This is a genomic window from Rhodanobacter sp. UC4452_H20, from assembly GCF_052978205.1.
The window spans coordinates 1,994,059-2,009,990 of sequence record NZ_CM129662.1 but is presented as its reverse complement, the minus strand read 5'-3'; the positions used below and the strand labels follow the sequence as shown (position 1 = coordinate 2,009,990).

The following is a 15,932-nucleotide window of genomic DNA, read 5'->3' as shown; positions in this document are numbered from 1 at the left end:
CCAGCCGATCAGCTCACCAGTGATAGGCCACCGTGCCGTAGTAGTACGCGCCGCTGAAGCCGAACGGCGACGAGCCCGAGTAGGTCAGGATGCCGTGGAAGTTGTTGGCGGCGCTGCTGCGTTCGGGGTAGGCGTTGTTGAGGTCGTTGGCGCCCACGGCGAAGGTCCAGTTGTTCCAGGCGTAGTTCGCGTTGGCATCGAGCACGAAGCGTGCGCCGTAGGTCTGGTCCGTGGCCGGGTTGTTGCCCAGCGTGGTGAACTGGCCGTAGCGGGTCAGCTGGCCGTGGAAGCTCCAGTTGCCGACGTTCCAGTCGGTGGCGAGGAACGCCTTGGTGCGCGGGGCACCCTTGGTGATGCGGCCCTGTTCGGTGCGGTCGATGATCGGCAAGGTCAGCCCGACCAGGCCCAGTTGCGGCGGGTTCGGCGCGATCGCGCGGATGTCGGTCTTGTTGTAGTTCACTCCGCCGGTGAACTTCAGCGCGGAGTGTTCCAACTGCAGCGGCCAGGTGGCCACCAGGTCGACGCCGCGCGTGCGCGTGTCGACCGCGTTGGTGAAGAAGCGGCCGCCGCTGACGAACGGAATGCCCACCGAGGTGAGGTAATCCTGCACGGGCGTTCCGACCAGGTTGCCGCTGAGGATGATCCGGTGGTCGATGTCGATCTGGTAGAAATCCAGTGTGGTGTACAAGCCGCTGGAAGGGGTCAGCACCAGGCCGAGGCTGTAGTTGCGCGATTTCTCCGGCTTCAGTGCCTGCGCACCCAGCGCCTGCGCGGCGGGGTTGCTGACCGGGAAGGTACGGATCGTGTACGGGATCAGGTTGCCGCTGCCGTCGGCGACGAAGTTGATCGCGGTGCTGGAGTAGTACTCCTGCTGCAGCGACGGCGCGCGGAAACCGTTCGACACGGTGCCGCGCAGGGCCAGCGTGTCGGTCAACGCGAAACGCCCGGACAACTTGGCCGAGGTGGTGCCGCCGAAATCGCTGTAATGCTCGCGGCGCACCGCCAGCCCGGCAGAGAGCTTGTCGGTGAGGTCGCTCTCCAGGTCCACGTAAAGCGCGCGGCTTTTGCGCGAGTGCGAGCCGGCGTCGCCGGGCTGGTAGCCGGGGAACACCTGCGCGCCGGAGCCGGCGTACGAGGCCGCGTCGCCCTGCTTGAGGGTGAACTCCTCGCGGCGGTATTCCAGGCCCCAGGCCACGGACAATCCGTTCGGCAGCATGGCGGGCTGGAAGTCGCGGCTGAAGTCGGCGTTGTAGACATCCTGCCGGTTGGTCAGGGTGCCGATGTAGAAGCCGGTGGGCGAATCCGGGTCCAGCGAGTAGTTGTAGGTGTCGCTGGTGTGCAGCTTCCAGTGGTTGCCGCCGGTGTTGGCGCTGAGGTCGTAATGCCAGCCGGCCACCGTGCCGCGCAAGCCGAGCACTTCGCTGTCGTCGCGGATCGCGCTGTTCTCGATCGGCAGATAGCCGTCCGGATAGACCGCCGCCGCGCCGGGGTAGCTGCTGGCATAGGTCGACAGCGAACGGAAGAAGCCGCCGGCGCTGACGTCGCGCTTGTTGAACAGGCTGAAGGCGTAGAGCTGCGCGTTCGGGGTGAAGTCGTACTGCAGGTTGATCGCCGCCTGCCTGGCCCGCACCAGCGGGATGCCGTAGTGGAAGGTGACTTGCCCGTAGCTGGGATCACCCGGGTAGCGCACGTCGGCACCGGCACGATTGGTCGGGTCCTGGTGGCTGGCGTTCGCGCTCAGGTGCACCCAGCCCTTGTCGCCGAGTTTGAAGCCGCCATCGGCGCCGCCCTGCCAGGTGGTGCCGTCACCCTTGCTGTACTGGCCGCCGGTGAGGCTGAGCGAGCCGTGTTGCGCGCCACCCTTGAGGATGATGTTGATCACGCCGGCGATCGCGTCCGAACCGTATTGCGCCGCGGCGCCGTCGCGCAGTACCTCGACGCGCTCGATCGCGTTGACCGGGATCGCGTTGATGTCCACCGGCGAGGAGCCGCGGCCCAGTGAGCCGTTGACGTTGACGATCGCGGTGGTGTGCTGGCGCTTGCCGTTGATCAGCACCAGCGTCTGGTCCGGCGAGAGCCCGCGCAGTTGCGCGGGCTGGATCGCGTCGGTGGCGTCAGTCACCGAGGGCTGCGGAAAGTTGAACGAGGGCAGCAGCACGCGCAGCGCGGTGGCCAGGTCGGTGGCACCGGTGCCGACCAGGTCCTTCGGCGTCAGCACGTCGATCGGCGCCAGCGAGGTGGCTTCGGTGCGGTCGAACACGCGGGTGCCGGTGACCACCACCGCCTGCAGTGCGGTGACATCCTTGGCGGCAGGCTTGTCCGGCGCGGCGCCGGGGTCCTGGGCGCGCGCGGGCAGGGAGAGGGAAAACGAGGACAGGACGAGGGCGATGGCGGCGGCGAGGCCGCCCCGGATCGGGAATGATTTGGCTTGCATGCGCGAACCCCGGGCAATGGCGAGCATGTAGTCGGCGGGTCCATGACTGCGACCTGGCACGCGCATTCGCTCGGGGATGTGGTGTCGTGCGTCCCTGACGGGCTCGAACTTAGGTTGCTGCAGAATGACCTGTCAAGCGCGGCGCCGTCGGCGCGGCGAAGGAACTTGCGAGGGGCTTGCGCCATCCTCCGCACGAGCGCCTCGCGAACGCATCATGGCGCCATCGGCGCCACGCAAACGGCGACATGATGCAGGCGTGGCTGCGCTCGCGCGGATCGGGCACCGGTGTGCCCGATCCGCATCCGGTGGTGCGCGGCCGGGCTTCGACATCGAGAACCCGGCGACATCTTCAGTCGAGATCCAGCGAATCGCGGTCGCCCTGGCGACGCTTCTGTTCCTTCTGCTCGTAGCGGGCCTCGCAGCCGTCGCGCTTGACCATGGCGCAGTCGAGATAATCGGTGGCCTCGATCAGCGCGGCGCGCACCGCCTTGCTGGCCGGCGTCTTCTCCTTGTGGCCGAAGTCGCCGCCGACGCCGCGGGTGTAGCCGCTCAGGCGAATCGCCTTGTCGGTGCTGCGCCCTTCCACCGTGCGCGAGAACACGACCTCCGAGGTTTCCGCGTCGATCACGCGCAGGTCGATCGCCACATAGGCCTTGGCCTGGCCGCCGCCGACGTGGAAGCCGGCGAAGCTGAGGCCGCCGCCGGTGTTGGAGGTGTCTTCCGTGTACGAGGCGACGCTGCCGGTGATCAGGTACTGCGCACCGGTGATGTTGCCGGTGTGCGGACTGCTGCCCGGGCGCATGCGGTAGGAGCTGGCCAGATCCTGCTCGGCCAGCACGGCGTTGATCTTCTGCCGCTCGATCACCTTGAAGTCGCCGGTGGCGCTGAGTTCGTTGCTGAGCACGTCAGCCAGTTGCGAGCCGACGCCGCCGTGCCACCAGGCGACGGAGTCACTGTTGTTGGTGAAGTCGACCACCGCGACGGTCAAGGTCGGTGCTTCGCGGGCCATGGCGGCGCCACTCGCCAGCACGGCAAGCGCCAGCATGGTGCCGGTGGCAAATCGTCGTGTTCGTTTCATCGTTGTCCCCTCCGCTTGATGGAGCGCTGATAACCCCCTGATTGCCGGCCCTCGCGCCGGCAAGCCGCGGCGCCGACGGCGTGGCCGACGCCGTGGCGGCGCCCACCCGGCTGCACCGCGTGCGGCGCAGGCCATAGTGGCCGTTTTTCGGCTCCCTGTTCAAGCGTGGCGCGCCGTGGACGTGTAGGCGCCGGCCGTGAAACCCTGTCCGCGGGATTCCGCCGGCCAGGTCGTCGCCCCTCCCGCGGCCGCCGGGAACCGCCGCCGCCCGCGGATCTGGCGACCACCCGGTGGCGCCGCTACGATGACGCCCTGTGCGTGCCGGCCCCGCGGCCCGGTCGCGCCGCCCGCGTTGAAATCGGCGCCGGCCCACCCGATATTGCGACCAGTCCCGCTCCATCCTGGTCCGGAGTCCAGAAACCACCATGCCCATCTACGAATTTGAATGCAGCGGCTGCGGCCATCGTTTTGATCGCCTGCAGAAGCTGTCCGATGCCGATCCCACCGTCTGCCCCGCCTGCGCGGCAGCCAAACTGCACCGCCGGGTCAGTGCGCCGGCATTCCGCCTGGCCGGCAGCGGCTGGTACGAGACCGATTTCAAGAAGGACGGCGAGAAGAAGCACAATCTCGCCGGCACCACGGCGGGCGAGGGCAGCAAGCCGGCCCCGGAAGGCAAGCCGGCGGCGGCGCCGGAGGCGTCCACCGCCAAGCCCGCTGCACCCGCCAAGGCGGCCGCGGCGGCGGATTGAGTCCGCCCGCGCGTCCTCCCGTTCGGCTCCAGCCGCGGCGGCCCGGCGTTTGCCGGAAGGCCGGCGATGCTAAGATTCCGGGTCTTTTCCCCCGTTCATGCCGCCAGTCGGCCCGGAGTTTCCAGCGCATGCGCACGCATTACTGCGGCCTCGTCAACGAGGCCCTGATCGACCAGACCGTCACCCTCTGCGGCTGGGTCAACACGATCCGCCTGCAGGCGCACGTGGCCTTCGTCGACCTGCGTGACCACGAGGGCGTGGCGCAGGTGGTGATCGAGCGCGACAACGCCGCGGCGTTCGCCATCGCCGGCGAGATCGGCAATGAGTACTGCCTGCGTGTCACCGGCACGCTGCGTCGCCGGCTGGCGGCGAACGACAAGCTCAAGACCGGCACGGTCGAACTGCTCGCCGACCGCGTGGAGATCCTCAACGCGGCGAAGGACCTGCCGTTCGCGCTGCACGAGAATCCCAACGAGGACATGCGGATGACCTACCGCTACCTCGACCTGCGCCGCCCCGAGATGCAGGCGATGCTGCGCAAGCGCACACGTCTGGTGCAGACGCTGCGGCGCTACCTCGACGCGCGCGGTTTCCAGGACATCGAGACGCCGATCCTGACCAAGGCCACGCCCGAGGGCGCGCGCGACTACCTGGTGCCCAGCCGCGTGCATCCGGGCCAGTTCTACGCGCTGCCGCAGTCGCCGCAGCTGTTCAAGCAGATCCTGATGATGGCCGGCTTCGACCGCTACTACCAGATCGCGCGCTGCTTCCGCGACGAGGACCTGCGCGCCGATCGCCAGCCGGAATTCACCCAGCTCGACATGGAGTTCGCCTTCGTCGAGGAGAAGGACGTGCAGGACATGGTGGAGGACCTGATCCGCCACGTGTTCCGCGAGGTGCAGGGCGTGGAGCTCGATGCGAGCTTCCCGCGCATGACCTGGGCCGAAGCCATGCGCCGCTTCGGTTCGGACAAGCCGGACCTGCGCATCGCTCTGGAACTGGTCGACGTGGCCGATGCGCTGAAGGGCGTGGAGTTCAAGGTGTTCGCCGAACCGGCCAACGATCCGGCCGGCCGCGTGGCCGCGCTGCGCGTGCCCGGCGCTGCGTTGCTGTCGCGCAAGGACATCGACGGGCTCACCGAGTACGTCGCCCGCTACGGCGCCAGGGGGCTGGCCTGGATCAAGGTCGAGGATCGCGCGAAGGGCCGCGAGGGCATCAGCTCGCCGGTGGCCAAGTTCCTCGATGACATGGCGCTCGATGCCGTGCTCGATGCGACCGGCGCGCAATCCGGCGACATCGTGTTCGTCGGCGCGGGCAAGTGGAAGACCGTCACCGACTTCATGGGCGCGCTGCGGCTCAAGGTCGGCAAGGATCGTTCCCTGGTCGAGGAGGGCTGGAAGCCGCTGTGGGTTACCGACTTCCCGATGTTCGAGTACGACGAGGGCGAGCAGCGCTACGTGGCCCTGCATCATCCGTTCACCGCGCCGAAGATCGACGACATCGCCGACCTGAAGAGCCATGCAGCCACTGCCGTCAGCCGCGGCTACGACATGGTGCTCAACGGCAACGAGATCGGCGGCGGCTCGATCCGCATCCATCGCCCGGAGATGCAGAGCGCGGTGTTCGGCCTGCTGGGCATCGGCGCCGACGAAGCGGAGGCCAAGTTCGGCTTCCTGCTCAAGGCACTGAAGTTCGGCGCGCCGCCGCACGGCGGCATCGCCTTCGGCATCGACCGCATCGCCGCGTTGATGGCCGGCACCGAGTCGATCCGCGACGTGATCGCCTTCCCCAAGACCACCAGCGCGCAGGACTTGATGACCGACGCACCGTCGCCGGTATCCGCCGCCCAGCTGAAGGAGTTGTCGGTGGCGACCGTCGAGGGCAAGCCCTGAGGCGCGAGGCGCGTACCCTCGCCGACAGCCGGTGGTGGCGAGACGCGTGATGACCGAATCCCGAAATCCCGATCCCGAGTCCCGGCTGCAGGCCCACGTGATCCTGCTGCACGGCCTGTGGATGCGCGGGTTCGCGCTGTCCATGCTGCATCACCGGTTGATGGAGGCCGGCTTTCGCGTGCACCGCTTCGATTACCTGAGCGTGGCCGCCAGCCAGCAGCACATCCTGGATCGCCTGCACCAGCGCATCGCCACGCTGGCCGGCGAGGCCGACGCGGTGCACCTGGTCGGCCACAGCCTGGGCGGGCTGCTCGCGCTGCGGGCCTGCAGCGACGGCAAGGCGCTGCCGCCGGGACGCATCGTCTGCCTCGGCTCGCCACTGCGCGGCAGTGCCGCCGCGCGCGGTTTTGCCCGCTGGGGTCGCGGCGGCGAGCTGTTGCTGGGACACAACCGCCAACTGCTGGAAGAAGGTTTCGAGCGCTGGGATGGCGAGCGCGAGGTGGGCGTGATCGCCGGCCGCGTCGCGCTGGGGCTGGGCGCCGTGCTGGGTCAGCTGGAGGGCGAGCACGACGGCACCGTGGCGGTGGCCGAGACGCGCCTGCCGGGGTTGGCCGACCATTGCGTGGTCGAATCGAGCCACACCAGTCTGCTGTTCTCGCCGGAGGTGGCGCGGCGGGTGGCCTGTTTCCTGCGCGAGGGGCGATTTGCCGCGGAGCCGGGCGCCGGCACACCTGCCGATTTCAGGTAAAATTGCCCGCTTGTCCAATCGCTTCATGCAGGAATCGCCATGGGTAGAGGCCCGTCCATCGAAGGTCGCAAGAACGCCGAGGACGCCAAGCGCGCCAAGGTGTTCACCAAGCTGATCCGCGAGATCACCGTGGCTACCCGCGCGGGCGTCGCGGATCCTGGCGGCAACCCGCGCCTGCGCGCGGCGGTGGACAAGGCGCTGTCGGCCAACATGACCAAGGACACCATCGAGCGCGCGATCAAGCGCGGCTCCGGTGCCGACGGCGGCGCCGACATGCAGGAGCTGCGCTACGAGGGCTACGGCCCGGCCGGCATCGCGCTGATCATCGACTGCTTCACCGACAACCCCACCCGCACCGTCGCCGACGTGCGTTACGCGCTGACCAAGCACGGCGGCAACCTGGGCACGTCCGGTTCGGTCGCGTTCCAGTTCACCCGCTGCGGCGAACTGGTATTCGCCACCGGCAACGACGCCAGCGCCGAGGAGTTCGTGCTCGATTCTGCACTGGAGGCCGGCGCCGACGACGTGATCAACGAGCACGGCGAGAGCATCGTGCTGTGCGCGCCGGAGCACTTCGAGGCGGTGCAGCAGGCCCTGATCGACGCCGGCCTCAACGCCGTGCACGCCGGCGTGGTGATGCGCCCGAACAATCGCGTCGAGGTGCCGGCGGAAGCGCTGGAGCCGCTGCTCGACCTGCTCGAGAAGCTCGATGCGCTGGACGACGTGAGCGAGGTCTCGCACAACGCCCTGCTGCCCGCCGGGACGGCCGAATAAGTCGGAGGCCTCGCGCCTTCGCATCGCATCGTGATGATCCGCATCATCGGCATCGATCCCGGCAGCCAGCGCACCGGCGTGGGCATCATCGACGTGGACGAGGCGGGCCGGCTCGCCCATGTCTTCCATGGCGCGCTGGCGGTGGCCGGCGAGGCCAGCTTCCCGCTGCGCCTGAAACGCATCTTTGACGAACTGTGTGACATCATCGCCGCCCATCACCCGGTCGAGTGCGGCATCGAGCGCGTGTTCATGGCGCGCAATGCGGATTCCGCGCTGAAACTGGGGCAGGCACGCGGCGCCGCGATCTGCGCGGTGGTCAGTCGGGGGATCGTGGTGCACGAATACGCGGCAACCGAGGTCAAGCAGTCCGTGGTCGGCAGTGGCCGCGCCGACAAGGCGCAGGTGCAGCACATGATCGGCGTGCTGCTCGGCCTCAAGGGCCCGCTGCAGGCCGACGCCGCCGATGCATTGGCCATCGCGGTGGCGCACGCGCACACCCGCGCCAGCCTGGCCCGCGTCGGCATCCCGCGCACGGCGTGGAGGCGGCGCCGGTGATCGGCCGACTGCGTGGCACCCTGGTTTCCCGCCAGCCGCCCTCGCTGCTGGTGGAGGTGGCCGGCGTCGGCTACGAGGTCGAGGCGCCGATGTCCACGATCTACGACCTGCCCGCCACCGGCACCGAAGTGACCTTGCTGATCCATCACGCGGTGAAGGAGGACAGCGTCGCGCTGTACGGTTTCCTGCGCGAGAACGAGCGCACGCTGTTCCGCAGCCTGCTCAAGGTCAGCGGCATCGGCGCGAAGATCGCGCTGGCGGTGCTGTCGGGGGTTTCCACCGATCACTTCGCCCGGCTGGTGCATGCCGGCGACGTAGTGGCGCTGACCAAGATCCCCGGCATCGGCAAGAAGACCGCCGAGCGCATCGTGGTGGAGCTGCGCGACCGCGTCGACGGCTTGTCCACTCCCGGCGGCGTATCCCTGCCCGGTGCCGCCGCGGCGCTGGACGCGGCGGGCGAGGCCACGGTGGCGCTGCAGCAGCTCGGCTACAAGCCGGCCGAGGTGAGCCGGCTGGTGCAGAAGGTCGCCGCCGACGGCGACAGCGCCGAGGCCATCATCCGCAAGGCCTTGCGCGCTGCGTTGGGCAACTAGGCCGTCAGGATTTCCATGAGCGAACAAGTGCACGACCAGGCGCCCGCTTCCAGCGGCACCGACAACGGCCACGGCGCCAAGTCGGCCTTGATCCTCGGGGCGCTGGGCGTGGTGTTCGGCGACATCGGCACCAGCCCGCTGTACACGATGCACGAGACCTTCCTGCCCGACCACGGCCTGCACCCGCACCCGAGCACGGTGCTGGGCATCCTGTCGCTGGTCACCTGGTCGTTGATCATGGTGGTGGCGGTGAAGTACGTCAGCCTGGTGATGCGCGCCGACAACAAGGGCGAGGGCGGCATCATGGCGTTGATGACCCTGGCCCAGCGCGCGGCCGGCAAGTCGGTGCGTGCACGGCGGGCGATCATGCTGATGGCCTTGCTCGGCGCCGCGCTGTTCTTCGGCGATGGCGTGATCACGCCGTCGATCTCGGTGCTCTCGGCGGTCGAGGGCCTGCAGGTGGCCGCGCCGGCGCTGTCGCACTACGTGGTGCCGATCACGGTGGCGATCCTGCTCGGCCTGTTCTGGCTGCAGCGCCACGGCACCGCGCGCATCGGGGTGCTGTTCGGGCCGATCATGGTGTTGTGGTTCCTGGCGCTGGCGGTGATCGGCGTGCACAACATCATCAAGGCGCCGGGCGTGCTGTGGGCACTCAATCCGTACCATGCGGTGCAGTTCTTCATGAGCCATGGGGCGGCGTCGTTCCTGGCGCTGGGTTCGGTGGTGCTGTGCGTGACCGGCGCCGAGGCGCTGTATACCGACATGGGCCACTTCGGCCGCTACCCGATCCGCGCGGCGTGGTTCGGTTTCGTGATGCCGGCGCTGCTGCTGAACTACTACGGGCAGGGTGGCTTGCTGCTCAACCACCCCGAGGCGATCGCCAACCCGTTCTACCATTCGGTGCCGGGCTGGGCGTTGTACCCGATGATCGGGCTGGCCACGCTGGCTACCGTGATCGCCTCGCAGGCGGTGATCTCCGGCGCGTTCACCGTGTGCCGGCAGGCGATCCAGCTCGGCTTCCTGCCACGCATGCAGGTGGTGCACACCTCGCGCGAGGCGATCGGGCAGATCTTCCTGCCGTGGGTCAACCGCGGCCTGATGGTGGCGGTGATCGCCACCGTGATTGGTTTCGGCTCCTCCAACGCCCTGGCTGGCGCCTACGGCATCGCGGTGACCGGCACCATGGCGATCGACACCGTGCTGACCATGATCGTGGCGCGCCGCATGTGGCACTGGAGCCGCACCGTGGTGATCCTCACCGGCCTGCTGCTGCTGGTGATCGACCTGAGCTACTTCGGCGCCAACACGCTGAAGATTCCCGACGGCGGCTGGTTCCCGCTGGTGCTCGGCGTGCTGTTGTTCACCGTGATGACCACCTGGCGCCGCGGCCGCGAGCTGGTGGTGCGCGAGATCAAGCAGGGCGGCCTGGCGCTGGCGCCGTTCATCGAGAACATGACCGAGCATCCGCCGATGCGGGTGCCGGGCACGGCGGTGTTCCTGACCGCCAACCAGGAGGCCGTGCCGCATGCGCTGCTGCACAACCTGAAGCACAACAAGGTGCTGCATGAGCGCAACGTGCTGCTCACCGTGGCAATCCTGGAGACGCCGGTGGCCGATGCCGAGGAGCGCATCCACATCAGCCGGCTGAGCGACGATTTCTACAGCCTGGAGCTGCGCTTCGGTTTCGCCGAGGACCCCAACATCCCGCTGGCACTGTCGCGCTGCACCCGCGAAGGGCTCGGTTTCGACATGATGGATACCACCTTCTTCCTGTCGCGCGAGAGCATCGTTTCCAGCGAGCGGCGCCCGGGCATGGCGCCGTGGCGCGACAAGCTGTTCGCCTTCATGGCGCGCAATGCGCTGCCCGCCACCGCCTTCTTCCAGATCCCCGGCAACCGGCTGATCGAGCTGGGCGCTCAGGTGGAAATCTGAAGCTGCAGGACAGCGCCCTGTGTGCGCGAAGCTTTTGCGCGCCGTGAAGAGGGGCACCGGGCACAAGGTGCGCTCCTACATACCCGGTGTGAGCCTGCCATAATCCCCGCATGACCGAAGCGCGCATCATCACCGCCGCCGCCCAGCTCGACGACGAAGCGCTGGAGGCGACCATCCGCCCCAGGCGGCTGGCCGAATACCTGGGCCAGCAGGCGGTGCGCGAGCAGCTCTCGATCTACATCGAGGCGGCGAAGAAGCGCGGCGGCGCGCTGGACCACGTGCTGGTGTTCGGTCCGCCGGGCCTGGGCAAGACCACGCTGAGCCACGTGATCGCCAACGAGCTGGGCGTGAACCTGCGCTCCACCTCCGGCCCGGTGCTGGAACGCGCCGGCGACCTCGCCGCGCTGCTGACCAACCTGGAGGCGAACGACGTGCTGTTCGTCGACGAGATCCACCGCCTGTCGCCGGTGGTCGAGGAGGTACTCTATCCGGCGATGGAGGATTTCCAGATCGACATCATGATCGGCGAAGGCCCCGCCGCGCGCTCGATCAAGCTCGACCTGCCGCCGTTCACCCTGATCGGCGCCACCACCCGCGCCGGCATGCTCACCGCCCCGCTGCGCGATCGCTTCGGTATCGTGCAGCGGCTGGAGTTCTACACCACCGACGAGCTCACCGCGATCGTGCGGCGGGCGGCGAGAATTCTCGGCATCGTGTGCGCGGCGGACGGCGCGCAGGAGATCGCCCGCCGGTCGCGCGGCACGCCGCGCATCGCCAACCGCCTGCTGCGTCGGGTGCGCGACTACGCCGAGGTGCGCGCCGGTGGCGAGATCACCCTGGCAGCGGCGCAGGCGGCGCTGGACATGCTGAAGATCGATCCGCAGGGTTTCGACGAACTGGACCGACGCCTGCTTGCCCTGATCATCGAGAACTTCGACGGCGGCCCGGTCGGGGTGGAATCGCTGGCCGCCGCCCTGAGCGAGGACCGCGGCACGCTGGAAGACGTGGTCGAGCCGTACCTGATCCAGCAAGGCTACCTGGTACGCACCGCCCGCGGCCGCATGGTCAGCGCCCGGGGCTGGCGCCATCTGGGGCTGGCCCCGCCGCCGCGGCAGGCGCAGGCGGCCGACCTGTTCGACGGCGGGACCGACGATGCCTGAGCTTGCCGCGGAGCCCCCCTTCAGCTGGAAGGTGCGCGTCTATTGGGAAGACACCGACGCCGGCGGCGTGGTCTACCACGCCGGCTACCTGCGTTTCATGGAACGCGCCCGCAGCGAGTGGATGCGCGCGCTGGGCGTGGACCAGATGGCCTACAAGCAGGCTACCGGGCTGGCCTTCATGGTGCGCGACATGCACATCGACTTCCTCCGTCCCGCCCTGCTGGATGATGAACTGTCGGTAACGGTGGAAGTCAAAGAACGCCGCGCTGCCAGTATCCTGTTCGCCCAGACGATCATGAAGGCGGACGGCAAGTGCCTGGTTCGCGCCAGCGTGCGCGTGGCGTGCGTGGAGCTGGAACGCATGCGGCCGGCGGCGATACCGCCGGATCTGATCCCGCAACCCGAAGCCTGACACCCGTCCCTCGTCGAAATCCGCGGAGTACCTGCAAGCCATGAATGGTGGACTGAACATTTTCACGCTGGTGGCCGATTCGAGCCTGCCGGTGCAACTGGTGCTGCTTATCCTGCTGGTGTTCTCGTTCCTGTCGTGGGTGATCATCATCCGCAAGTACACCCAGACCAAGGCAGCGCTGGAAGACGCCGAGGCGTTCGAGGAGCGCTTCTGGTCCGGCGGCGACCTGGCCCAGCTGTTCCGCGAGGTCAGCAACCGCGGCGACAGCGGCGGCATCGAGAACATCTTCGAATCGGGTTTCCGCGAGTTCGCCCGCCAGCGCCAGCGCAAGACGCACGACGCGCGCGCGGCGATCGAGGGCTCCGAGCGCGCGATGCAGGTGGCCGGCACCCGCGAGATCGGCCTGCTCGAGCGCAACCTGGAGTTTCTCGCCAACGTCGGCTCGATCAGCCCGTACGTGGGCCTGTTCGGCACGGTGTGGGGCATCATGGGCGCGTTCCAGGGCCTGGGCGACATGAAGGACGTGACCATCGCCGTGGTGGCGCCGCACATCTCCGAGGCGCTGATCGCCACCGCCATGGGCCTGTTCGCCGCGATTCCGGCGCAGTGGGCGTACAACCGCTACGCCACCAAGGTCGAGCGCATTGCCTCGCGCTACGACGTATTCCAGGAGGAGTTCTCCTCCGTGCTGCAGCGGCAGATCCAGACCGACGACGCAGCCTGAGCGGAGAGCGATCATGCGAACCTCCGGGCGCCACAAGCGCTACAAGCTGAAGTCCGAGATCAACGTCGTGCCCTACATCGACGTGATGCTGGTGCTGCTCATCATCTTCATGGTCACCACGCCGATGCTCAACAACAGCGTCGACGTCCAGCTGCCGCAGTCCGATGCCAAGTCGCTGCAGCAGAAGAAGGACCCGGTGCTGGTGTCGGTGCTGCAGGACGGCCAGCTCTACCTGACCCTGAGCGGGGCGAAGAAGGAGCTGGTGGACGAGGACACGCTCAAGCTCAAGGTCGGCGCCTTCGTGCGTGAAAATCCGCAGGTGAACGTGCTGGTCGGCGGCGACGAGCGCGGGAGCTATGGCGGCGTGTTCAAGGTGCTGGCCGACCTGCAGGCCGCCGGCGTGGCCAAGGTCGGCCTGATGGGCCAGCCGGGCCCCGCGAACGAGCCAGGCAAGGGCGCGTCCGATGGACGAAAGTAGGGCGACGCCGAAGGCGGTCGTGCTGTCCGCCGTATTGCATATCGGCATCGTGGGGTTCCTGTTCCTCGCCGTGCTGCCGTGCGCGTCGTACGAGAGCTTCTTCAACGCGTTGCACCTGCCGTCGTGGATGAACCCGATCACCTGCACGGTGCCGTTGAAGCTGCAGGGCCCGATCATCGAGGCCACCCTGATCGGCCCCACCGGCAGCCCGCCGCCGAAGGCGGTCAAGGTCAAGCCGGTGCCCAACACGGTCCCGCCGCCGCCCACCGTGACCCCGCCCAAGCCGACGCCGGAGAAGCCGGCGGTCAGCCAGTTGCCGCCGCCGCCGAAGCACCCGGACACGGTCGACCAGGAGCGCGTGGTCGAGGACGCCGCACTGAAGGCCGAAGAGGCAAAGAAAGTGCAGGAGGAGAAGGAGCGCCAGCGCCAGGCCGAACTGGACGCCCAGGCGGCCAAAAAGAAGGAGGAGGAGCGCAAGAAGCTCGACGCGATCTTCGCCAAGATGGCGGCCGCCTCGGCGCAGACCCGGCAGCTGGACAACAAGGCCAAACAGGCCCAGCAGCAGCTGGCCGACCTGAAAAACGCCCAGGACAACGCCCGTCCCGACCTGCCGGCCACCGACCAGCTGCAGAGCGGCAACAACAGTCCGGACAGCGATCTGAGCAGCGAGTACGCAGCGGCCATTCAGAATGCGGTCACACCGAACTGGCTGCGTCCGGATAACATGCCCGAGGCTCCCTGCGATGTTCACATCGTGCAATCACCCGGTGGTGACGTCCTGAGCGCCACAGTCGACTCCAGCTGCCCGTACGACGAGGCCGGAAGGCGCTCGGTGGAAAACGCCGTGCTCCGCACCAAGACCTTGCCGTACAAGGGTTTCGAAAAAGTGTTCCGGCGCAATCTCACCTTCACCTTCAGGCCGCAATGACCAAGCCCACGCGAAAGTTCAGCCTAGGCATCGCCCTACTCATGGTGGCCGCGGCCGCGCTGTTTGCCGGCCCGGTGGTGGCCCAGTCGCCGCTGACGGTGGACATCATCGGCGGCGTCAAGACCGCCACGCCGATCGTGGTGGTGCCGTTCGCCCAGCAGGGCGGTGTGCCGCTGTCGACCGACGTGGCCGACGTGATGCGCAGCGATTTCAACCGCTCCGGCAAGTTCCGCTCGCTGGCCAGGAGCGACATCGTGGAGACGCCGGCGCAGGGTTCGGAGATCAAGTTCGCCACCTGGCGGCTGCTCAAGCAGGACTACATCGTGGTGGGGCGTATCGCGGATGCCGGCAACGGCACGCTCACCGTCACCTACGAGCTGTGGGACGTCAACAAGCAGCAGGAGTTGCTCGGCGGCACCTTCACCACGCCGGCCGGCGACCTGCGCGGCGTGGCGCACCGGATGGCCGACAAGGTCTACGAGAAGATCACCGGCGTGCGCGGCGCGTTCTGGACGCGCATCGCCTACGTCACCTCGGTGGGGCTGGGCAACAGCACGACCTATTCGCTGATCGTCGCCGATTCGGATGGCTACAACCCGCAGGTGGCGGTGCGCTCGCGCGAGTCGCTGCTGTCGCCGGCGTGGTCGCCGGACGGCTCCAGCATCGCCTATGTCTCGTTCGAGGACGGCAACTCCTCGATCCGCATCCAGAACATCCTCACCGGCGCGCGCCAGCTGGTATCGGCCCGCAAGGGCATCAACGGCGCGCCGTCGTGGTCGCCGGACGGCAAGAAGCTGGCGGTCTCGCTGTCCTATGTCGGCAACCCGGAAATCTTCGTGATCGACCTGGCCAGCCACCAAGCCACCCGGTTGACCAACAGCCTGTCGATCGACACCGAGCCGGTCTGGGCGCCGGACGGCCAGAGCATCTATTTCACCTCCGACCGGTCCGGTCGGCCGCAGATCTACCAGGTCCCGGTCGCCGGGGGCACGCCGCAGCGGATCACCTTCCAGGGGCAGTACAACGCCAAGGCCTCGGTGAGCTACGACGGCAAGCAGATCGCGATGGTGCAGGGCGGCGGGAACGTGTATCGTATTGTCATTCAGGATCAGAGTCTGGGCGGGCAGCAGCGGTTCATTTCGCCGGGCCCGCTGGACGACTCGGTCAGCTTCGCACCCAATGCCAGCATGCTGCTGTATTCAGCCACCGAAGGTAGTCGTGGAGTCCTGTATTCCGTGTCCAGCGACGGCATGGTGCGTGATCGCCTGCGCCTCGCCGAGGGCAACGTGCAGGAACCCGCCTGGGGGCCTTATCGGGAACCTTGAATTTTCATGTCGCCGTGCGGTCAGCCGCACGGCGGCATGATGCCCATGGAACGGGCCCGGACGGCGCCATCGGCGCGTTTCGGTTTCGGGTGGGACGCAGTTGCGGACCCGCCGGGCAGAGCGGCATGCAGCGTCACGCATCGTCGATCT

15 protein-coding genes are annotated in these 15,932 nt (G+C 68.0%); 13 read left to right on the top strand and 2 right to left on the bottom strand.

All coding sequences use genetic code 11. The features are described from left to right. Nucleotides 1-13: 13 nt before the first annotated feature. The gene (locus ACVCMC_RS09580; protein WP_447097090.1) at nt 14-2,434 is read right to left on the bottom strand and encodes a TonB-dependent receptor plug domain-containing protein; all 2,421 of its coding nucleotides are present in this window, start codon (nt 2,432-2,434) and stop codon (nt 14-16) included. A gap of 349 nt (nt 2,435-2,783) precedes the next feature. After that, entirely contained in the window at nt 2,784-3,512 is a 729-nt protein-coding gene (locus ACVCMC_RS09575) for a CsgG/HfaB family protein (protein ID WP_395116804.1), read from the bottom strand. A gap of 425 nt (nt 3,513-3,937) precedes the next feature. On the opposite strand from ACVCMC_RS09575, the gene ACVCMC_RS09570 reads away from it, so the two are divergent. From ACVCMC_RS09570 to tolB, 13 genes are all read left to right on the top strand, one after another. Continuing rightward, nucleotides 3,938-4,261: an FmdB family zinc ribbon protein gene (locus ACVCMC_RS09570; protein ID WP_447097089.1), complete on the top strand. Its 324-nt coding sequence runs from the start codon at nt 3,938-3,940 to the stop codon at nt 4,259-4,261. A gap of 128 nt (nt 4,262-4,389) precedes the next feature. Then, complete coding sequence (aspS, locus tag ACVCMC_RS09565) at nt 4,390-6,153, top strand: aspartate--tRNA ligase (RefSeq protein WP_447097088.1); 1,764 nt, start codon at nt 4,390-4,392, stop codon at nt 6,151-6,153. 49 nt (nt 6,154-6,202) lie between these two features. Further along, on the top strand, nt 6,203-6,901 hold the full coding sequence (locus ACVCMC_RS09560; protein WP_447097087.1) for an esterase/lipase family protein: 699 nt from the start codon (nt 6,203-6,205) through the stop codon (nt 6,899-6,901). 39 nt (nt 6,902-6,940) lie between these two features. Beyond that, on the top strand, nt 6,941-7,675 hold the full coding sequence (locus tag ACVCMC_RS09555) for a YebC/PmpR family DNA-binding transcriptional regulator (RefSeq protein ID WP_447097086.1): 735 nt from the start codon (nt 6,941-6,943) through the stop codon (nt 7,673-7,675). Nucleotides 7,676-7,708: 33 nt separating this feature from the next. After that, nucleotides 7,709-8,230, top strand: a complete 522-nt coding sequence (gene ruvC, locus ACVCMC_RS09550) for a crossover junction endodeoxyribonuclease RuvC (protein ID WP_395121347.1) — start codon at nt 7,709-7,711, stop codon at nt 8,228-8,230. Then, nucleotides 8,227-8,823 carry a Holliday junction branch migration protein RuvA gene (gene ruvA, locus ACVCMC_RS09545; RefSeq protein ID WP_447097085.1) on the top strand — a complete coding sequence of 199 codons (597 nt, stop codon included), beginning with the start codon at nt 8,227-8,229 and terminating at the stop codon, nt 8,821-8,823. Before ruvC ends, ruvA begins: the two co-directional genes overlap by 4 nt. Before the next feature lie 15 nt (nt 8,824-8,838). After that, a complete protein-coding gene (locus ACVCMC_RS09540) occupies nt 8,839-10,755 on the top strand; it encodes a potassium transporter Kup (RefSeq protein WP_395116816.1) in 1,917 nt (638 codons plus the stop codon). A 110-nt stretch (nt 10,756-10,865) separates the two neighbouring features. Beyond that, nucleotides 10,866-11,915, top strand: coding sequence for a Holliday junction branch migration DNA helicase RuvB (ruvB, locus tag ACVCMC_RS09535; RefSeq protein ID WP_447097084.1), 1,050 nt, complete (start codon nt 10,866-10,868; stop codon nt 11,913-11,915). Next, the gene (gene ybgC, locus ACVCMC_RS09530) at nt 11,908-12,327 is read left to right on the top strand and encodes a tol-pal system-associated acyl-CoA thioesterase (protein ID WP_447097083.1); all 420 of its coding nucleotides are present in this window, start codon (nt 11,908-11,910) and stop codon (nt 12,325-12,327) included. Before ruvB ends, ybgC begins: the two co-directional genes overlap by 8 nt. Nucleotides 12,328-12,367: 40 nt before the next feature. Beyond that, the gene (tolQ, locus tag ACVCMC_RS09525) at nt 12,368-13,051 is read left to right on the top strand and encodes a protein TolQ (RefSeq protein ID WP_136260021.1); all 684 of its coding nucleotides are present in this window, start codon (nt 12,368-12,370) and stop codon (nt 13,049-13,051) included. Nucleotides 13,052-13,064: 13 nt separating this feature from the next. Then, the gene (tolR, locus tag ACVCMC_RS09520; protein ID WP_136260022.1) at nt 13,065-13,529 is read left to right on the top strand and encodes a protein TolR; all 465 of its coding nucleotides are present in this window, start codon (nt 13,065-13,067) and stop codon (nt 13,527-13,529) included. Continuing rightward, entirely contained in the window at nt 13,516-14,457 is a 942-nt protein-coding gene (gene tolA / locus ACVCMC_RS09515; RefSeq protein WP_447097082.1) for a cell envelope integrity protein TolA, read from the top strand. Before tolR ends, tolA begins: the two co-directional genes overlap by 14 nt. Beyond that, entirely contained in the window at nt 14,454-15,782 is a 1,329-nt protein-coding gene (gene tolB, locus ACVCMC_RS09510; protein WP_447097081.1) for a Tol-Pal system beta propeller repeat protein TolB, read from the top strand. The genes tolA and tolB overlap by 4 nt, the downstream gene beginning before the upstream one ends. Nucleotides 15,783-15,932 lie beyond the last annotated feature (150 nt).